Consider the following 6592-nt stretch of genomic DNA (forward strand, 5'->3'; position numbering starts at 1 on the left):
GGCGGAAAGTTCTTGAAAATAGGACCGACACGGCGCACTGAGGGGAATTTCTTGGGTAAGGTGTCTTGGAAAAAATGCCGTCCTGAGCGAAAGAGCGGACTGAAGGTGTAGGCGAAGGTAACAAAACGTCCGCCCGGAGCCAGCACTTCATACGTAGCCTCTAAAATCTCATTCTGTAAGGCTGTATCAAAGCGCGACCATGGCAAACTCGACACAATAACATCACAATGATCTTTGCCGTGTTGGGTGAGGTGTTTGCTCGTATTTTGAGCGCCGTCATGAATGACCAAGGCTCCGGGGCAGCGCTTTCGTGTAACCTCTACCAAAGCGGCGTTAACTTCCAGGCTAAGGAAGAAAGCCTCAGGATCCAGTTTTCGGCAAATGACCTCTGTAAAAACTCCTTCGCCGCAGCCATATTCCACCACGGTTTTCGCACCGGACAGTCCCGCCACTTCGGTAACCGCTTCTGCCAATGCCTTGCTGCTTGGTCCTAAAGCACCTGTAGTCTTATTTGAACGAACCACTTCTTTCATGAATGTTAACCACGGCATTGGTCTGGTATCTCCTGTGTGTATAGTGCACTAGTTGTAAAGATATTAACTGTTCAGTCTCAAACAGTATGTATTGTGCAATAAAAACAAGGCTATTGTCAACTGAAAGGCGGGGGATAAGTTAAGGTCGAAAGATTGGAATAGTGAAAATGATTGCTATTTCATTATTTCCGAAAAAAAAGAAGCGGGTATTTCCATAGGTTTGTATGAAAATACCCGCTATATATGAGACCCCTCAGTACGAGAAAAAAATTGATTCAATTGAAAGAGCGGCTGCGTACTTCAGGCGCAGCCTCAGGAGCGCCGTTTTTATCGGCTTCTCAGGACTCTTTGCTTTGCGCCGCTTCGTTGGCACGCAACATAAGAGAAGACTTGCGGCGTGCGGCCTGATTGGGCGGAATAATGCCCTTGGAGCAAGCCCGATCGATAGCCGAGACGGCACTGCGCACAGCAGTGGTGCGCTCTTCAGCCGATCCCTTTGCTATCGTTGCAGACGCTGTTTTGACAATCGTTTTAACGCGTGAACGTACAGCCACATTACGCTGTCTTTGTTCTTCGCTGGTACGAATACGTTTCTTTTGTGATTTAATATTTGCCATTAAGGATACTCTCCTGACGTAGGAATGGGAAGGGAATCTAAACGTTGCAATATTATAGCAATCATAAGATGGTGAAAGCAAGTTAGGTTTTTCTTTCTGTTGCGAGGGGATAAAAACGGTGAAACGACAATTTACGAAGTATTTACGGGGCATATACGAAGGGCTTTGAAGAATGAACAGGAAGCAGGTAGTTGTTTCTATAAACCGGCTTCTTTAAACGGCCGAAATTTTGAATTTCGCATTGACCCAAAAGACAAAAAGGATTATGATACCTAAACCAGCCGGGATCACAAGGTCAGGATGTGAGCTTCTTTTGTCTTATCTTTATAGGTCACCGGCAAGCTTTGGAAGGATTTAAATTCCATGTAAATAATTGTTCGCGCTGTCCATCGAAAAGGACCACGGGAGAAAAGAGTATGCTTCAACGATTTGTTCTGTATGGAATTTTGTTGCTTGGTATATCCACCGCCTTTGCTGATCTCCTCGTAGGAGAAACGGACTATCTGCGGTGGACTGTGGATGAGGCAGGGCATACGGCATCCTTCATGGATAAAAGCACCGGCAGGAATCTCATTTCAGAAGAAGCAAAAGTACCCCTTTGTCGGCTTAAAAAAGCGGAAGAGGCGTTGTCCTTGACGGCGATACAACAAAAAGACGAAACGCTCATTCTCAGTTTCGGGGATAACGAAATTGAAGTCGTCTTACATGTTGAACTGCTGCCGCGCTATATCATTCTGTCTGTACTCTCTATTAGTGATGATGCAGTGGATGAGCTGGAGTTTCTCAATGTGCCGCTCAATATCAAAGGCACCGTTGAAGAAGCTTTTCATGTTTGTGCCTTGGCACTTAACTTGCAAACCAAAGTGGTCGATATCCCCGGTCCGTCGAAACATCTGTTAGCAACAGCTTTCAAACGTTTCGGGATACCGGGCGCATCTGTTGCGATTACTGCTGCGCCGGCAGAAGCCTTACGCGGAATATTACAAGAAGTCGTGGCAGCGGCGGAAGACCTGCCTAAACATCTTGATGCTTCCGTGCCGCCTATTGGCGGGCCTTGGGCGCTGGATAGACCGGGTAACCGGGGTTCCTATTTATTTGATTTCGGAAGTTTGACGGAAGAAACGGTAGACGAATGGATCGAACTCGTTCAGCAATTGGGTTTTAACCAAATAGATTTCCACACCGGCTCATCGCTGCGTTTTGGTGACTGTGTGCCCAACCCCAAGCTCTTTCCCAAGGGTCGGGCAAGCGTGAAAGCAGTTATCGATAAACTGCACGACGCGGGCATCGCAGCGGGGCTTCACACCTACGCTTTTTTCATTGCCAAAGACTCGGTTTATGTCTCGCCGAAGCCGGACCCTCGTTTGGGTAAAGACGCGGTTTTTAGCTTAACTGACGCCGTGGATGCTGAGGCGGTCACGATCCCGGTTGCAGAATCTACCGCTGATGTTTCTCTTAAAACAGGCTTCTTCGCGCGTAACAGCGTTACTTTACAAATTGATGATGAATTGATCGTTTTTTCCGGAGTGACCTCGGAAGCGCCCTTCGCTTTTACGGAATGCAAGCGCGGCGTCCACGGCACTCAAGCCGCGTCCCACGCCGCGGGAGCGCCGGTATACAAGCTGAAAGAATGTTTCGGGCTCTTCACTCCCGACGGCGATTCCTCTTTGCTGGCTGAGGTAGCGGCGAATACAGCGGATACCTTTAATGAATGTGGTTTCGACATGATGTATATGGATGCTTTGGATGGGGAGGACATTCTTGCCGGCGGTGAATATGGCTGGCATTACGGCGCAAAATTCGTCTATGAAATCGCCAATCGAATCAACCGTCCTGCCTTATTCGAAATGAGCACCTTCCATCATCACTTGTGGTGTGTGCGCGCTCGTATGGGCGCTTGGGATCACCCGACACGGGCGCACAAACGTTTCATCGACCGACACTGTGACGCTAACATAGAAGGCGCCCGCATGTATCTACCCATGAATTTGGGATGGTGGGCGGTGAAAAACTGGCAGGACGGTACTGCATCGGCATGGTCAGAACCTACCTACACGGATGATATTGAATATCTCTTGTGTAAAGCCTTGGGCAACGATATGTGCCTGTCCCTTATGGGCGTTAATCCCCAAAATATTGGAGACATGCCAATGTATCAACGGCTGATGCCACTGTTTAAACGCTATGAAGACCTGCGCCACGAGGGGACGGTATCGGAATCCATCAAAAAAGAATTGCGCAGCCCCGGAAAAGAATTTGTGTTGGAAATAAATGAGGATGAAACACCTCGTTTTAGACCTGCCTTCTACGATAAACATCGGGTGGATTCTCTGGAAGCGTGGAATGCCACGTGGACGATGGATAATCCCTTTGACCGCCAAGAGGCGTGGCTGCGTATAGAAGCGCTCATGGGCGTAGCGCCCTATGATTCTGAAGAAGCGGTTGTTGTTGAGGATTTCTCCGACCCCGATGCTTTTACGGTGAGAAAGGCGATTGACGGTGTTCAAGCAAGCTTGGAGCGTACGGAGGATGTCGTGCAGATTGGCGATTATAGCGGCCGCTTCACAGCGGCGAGTAAACGCGATGCAGCCCTAGGCAGTTGGGCGCAAATAGGTCGTACCGCCTCGCCGCCTTTAAATCTGGCGAACAAGCCTGCTTTAGGTGTGTGGGTACATGGTGACTGCAGCGGGGCGCTCATCAACCTGCAAGTGCTCAGTGCAGCCTATACAGGCGACGGCGGCACGGGAGATCATTACATTACCCTCGATTTTTCAGGGTGGCGCTATTTCTCTTTAGTCGAATTCGAAAGTGAGCGGATTTCAGATCTTGCCTGGCCCTATGGAAATATCTACAGTATTTACCGGGAAGGGGTGGATTTTAAAGCGGTCGAATCCTTTTCCCTCTGGTGCAATAATCTGCCGCCCCAAGAGGAAATGGCCTGTGCCTTGAGTCCCGTCAAAGCCTTGCCCTTGGTAGATCTTCCTTTGCGTAATCCCGTGTTGACTATCAACGGCGTTGAATTGCGTTTTCATGTTGAAATTCTTTGCGGCACGAGTCTGGAATTACACGATGCAAACACATGGATACTCTATGGCAAGAAAGGCGAAGAATTGGCGCGGGGTACCGCAGAAGGGGAAGTGCCCATTCTGGAAGAAGGGGCGAACCAAATTCGTTTTGCTTGGGATATCAATGGCGATGTGGAAGCTCGCGCACGGGTAACGCTTCGGAGTCTGGGCGGTACACTCGCCGCGGACTGACCCGGGCGGCATAGTGCAGCCTAAGCCTAGGAGCGGTGGATCAAACGACCCGGCCAAGGGGTTTCAATTTCAATGGCATTGTCGGGACAGACTTCCTGACAGCAATAACAGCGAATACAAAGGCTGTAATCGTAGCGCGGGACTTTGTCGCGATCGCCGCCGGGGAAGTCCACCGCTTTGGGCGATACCGGGCACATGGCGACGCAAGTGCCGCAGCGGGTGCATCGTTCATCGCGAATCGTCGGTCTGGGGATGACATAGCGGCGCATGATCGGAACGAGGAAAGGATTGAGCGTATCCCCGCGCAGCTCTTTATCACGCTTTACATCAAAGTCAGGAACCATGCAGCTTTCGATAGGGTCGCCGACTAATCGGATATTTTCGTAGGTACCCAGACCGGATTCTTTTCCGGAGACAATCGTGGCGACCAGTTGAGGATCCAAATCGATCATGCGGCAGAAGACGGCGTCAAGGGCAACAGGATCGGTGGAAAAGAGCAGTACGCCCGTATCTCTGGGGGTGCCATTGCCGGGGCCGTTGCCTTCCATGGCGGTGATTCCATCCATAACATATAAGCGCGGTTTCAAATAAGCGGTCAGATCCACCAACATTTGGGCAAAGGTTTCAAGCTTGCTTAAGCGCCCGTGAAACTCTCCTTTCAACATGCCGGGTATACAGCCAAACTGATTTTTTATTGCGCCGGTAATACGGGTCAGGGCATGGGTTTTCATTTTACACAGCGAGATGATGCCTTCTGAGTCCAACACACCCTTGGCAATAACAAATTGTTTGCAAAGTTTGCCTTCAGGAAATGAGATGGTCGTGCCATTTTGAAAATCTGCAAAGTCAATTCCTAAAGATTCGGCAACAGCCTGTAATCCGGCGCGCCGTGCTGCAGCGCTTGGCTTGCCAAAACCGGGAGAATCGCCATAATGAACACGTGCGCCACAGGCCAAGAATGGTTTTGCGACAGACTCAAAAACAGCGGGGTGGGTAGTCACCGCCTTGTCGGGCGATTTCCCGCTGAGCAGATTGGGCTTAAGCAGTATCTTTTCCCCCGATTTCACAAATGTTTCGATCCCGCCTAATAAGGAAATCCCCTGTGCTACAGATTCGTCGACACGGCGGGGCTCATAATCTTTGCAGTGTACAATTGCCACAACAGGCTGGGGATTCTCGGGCAGAACAGCATTGCTATTATCCATAAAACACTTTCATTCGTAATTGGAATAAATTTGATTGATGCCTTCGTTGGCACGAGGCTTTTCTATTCTTCGACATTATACGTGTTATGGATATGATGCCTCCATTCGTTATACTGATGCATTCTTAAAGGTGCTATTATGACAAAAGGGCTGTTTCTACAAAATATAATTGCTGTCATTTGGGATTTCGACCAAACCCTCGCGCCCCATTACATGCAAGATCCGATCTTCAAACATTACGGAATCGATGCGGACACTTTCTGGAAAGAAGTCAATTCCCTGCCGGCCTATTATGCCAAAAACAATATTCGCGTGCAGAATGATACCTGTTATCTCGGTCATTTTCTGACCTATGTGCAACAGGGGATCATGAAAGGGCTATCCAATGCCAAGTTGCGCGAATTGGGCAAAGAGATCGAATTCTTTGACGGGATCCCCGATATTTTTACGCGGTTGACGAAGATTTTAGAAGCATCCAACTACAAAGACCGTGATCTGCGTCTGGAACATTATGTGGTCAGTACCGGACTGGCAGAATTGATTCGCGGCTCCTCTGTTGCCGATTATTTGAGCGGTGTTTGGGCAAGCGAATTCATTGAAACACCGGCGCCGCCGGGAATCATGGCCGTGGACATGCCTGTAGCCGGTGAAATAACCCAGATCGCAGGCTTTTTAGACCATACCACGAAAACCCGTGCCCTTTTTGAGATCAACAAAGGTATCAACAAAGAGGAAGGTATCTCCGTCAACGACGCTATTCCCGAGGAGGAACGGCGTGTACCCTTTTCCAATATGATCTATATTGCTGACGGCCCCAGCGACATTCCCACGTTCTCCGTTGTGCGCAAACACGGCGGTCTCGCCTATGCCGTGTATGCGCCGGGATCGACAGAGCGCTTTGCGCAGGTCGAGGCTTTGATGAAAACGGGGAGCGTCGATTCCTGCTGGCGTGCTGATTATCGCGCTGGGGGGAAAACAGA

The 6592-nt window shown here is 49.6% G+C and carries 5 protein-coding genes; 2 read left to right on the top strand and 3 right to left on the bottom strand.

All coding sequences use genetic code 11. The annotated features are described in order from the left end of the window. The coding region (locus tag GX117_07740) for a methyltransferase domain-containing protein (protein ID NLO33230.1) at window positions 1-551 on the bottom strand (551 nt) is incomplete at its 3' end. A 320-nt stretch (window positions 552-871) separates the two neighbouring features. Continuing rightward, window positions 872-1150 carry a 30S ribosomal protein S20 gene (locus GX117_07745; GenBank protein NLO33231.1) on the bottom strand — a complete coding sequence of 93 codons (279 nt, stop codon included), beginning with the start codon at window positions 1148-1150 and terminating at the stop codon, window positions 872-874. A 416-nt stretch (window positions 1151-1566) separates the two neighbouring features. Here GX117_07745 and GX117_07750 point away from each other — a divergent pair, with 416 nt between their 5' ends. After that, window positions 1567-4407: a hypothetical protein gene (locus GX117_07750; GenBank protein NLO33232.1), complete on the top strand. Its 2841-nt coding sequence runs from the start codon at window positions 1567-1569 to the stop codon at window positions 4405-4407. A gap of 26 nt (window positions 4408-4433) precedes the next feature. Here the strand turns inward: GX117_07750 and GX117_07755 are convergent, their stop codons facing one another. Continuing rightward, window positions 4434-5612 carry a DUF362 domain-containing protein gene (locus GX117_07755; protein NLO33233.1) on the bottom strand — a complete coding sequence of 393 codons (1179 nt, stop codon included), beginning with the start codon at window positions 5610-5612 and terminating at the stop codon, window positions 4434-4436. 138 nt (window positions 5613-5750) lie between these two features. Here GX117_07755 and GX117_07760 point away from each other — a divergent pair. Further along, a partial coding sequence (locus GX117_07760; GenBank protein ID NLO33234.1) for a haloacid dehalogenase-like hydrolase occupies window positions 5751-6592 on the top strand: 842 nt, incomplete at its 3' end.

The sequence above is a fragment of the Candidatus Hydrogenedentota bacterium genome, assembly GCA_012523015.1.
Classification (GTDB): domain Bacteria; phylum Hydrogenedentota; class Hydrogenedentia; order Hydrogenedentales; family CAITNO01; genus JAAYBJ01.

Coding starts and splice junctions, on each gene's coding strand:
- GX117_07745 (NLO33231.1), bottom strand. CDS start 1,150: ATGGCAAATATTAAATCACAAAAGAAACGTATTCGTACCAGCGAAGAA.
- GX117_07750 (NLO33232.1), top strand. CDS start 1,567: ATGCTTCAACGATTTGTTCTGTATGGAATTTTGTTGCTTGGTATATCC.
- GX117_07755 (NLO33233.1), bottom strand. CDS start 5,612: ATGGATAATAGCAATGCTGTTCTGCCCGAGAATCCCCAGCCTGTTGTG.